The 312-nt window shown below is 45.2% G+C and carries 1 pseudogene; it reads left to right on the top strand.

Annotated elements, in window-relative coordinates:
- Positions 1-312 (top strand): annotated as a pseudogene (locus tag AB4585_RS23600) (AI-2E family transporter); the annotation flags it as partial.

The raw sequence follows: 312 nt of genomic DNA, 5'->3' as shown, positions 1-312 counted from the left end.
GGCTAGTTGGCTATTATCACTCACGGGTGTCATCTTATTGGTCGTCCCCGCTTATCTGATTGGTGATAGTTTATTTAATACCGCTGGCGATGTGTATCAGCAGATCCAAGAGGGTACCTTAGCGCTTAAGCCACCATCGGAGAGTATTCAGTCATGGCCATTGGTTGGTGAGAACCTTTACGCGACCTTACTCAGTTTTTCATCAAACTTAACCAACGCATTGCTTGAGCATTCAGATCAGGTTAAAAGTGTTTTGGGTAGCGTAGCTTCTGCGATTGGTAGTGTTGGCGGCAGTGTATTACAGTTTGTGAT

The sequence above is a fragment of the Vibrio sp. 10N.222.49.C9 genome (assembly GCF_041474985.1).
GTDB lineage: Bacteria > Pseudomonadota > Gammaproteobacteria > Enterobacterales > Vibrionaceae > Vibrio > Vibrio crassostreae_C.
Note: the sequence above shows the minus strand (reverse complement) of the source record. Positions and strands in the feature narration are given on the sequence as shown.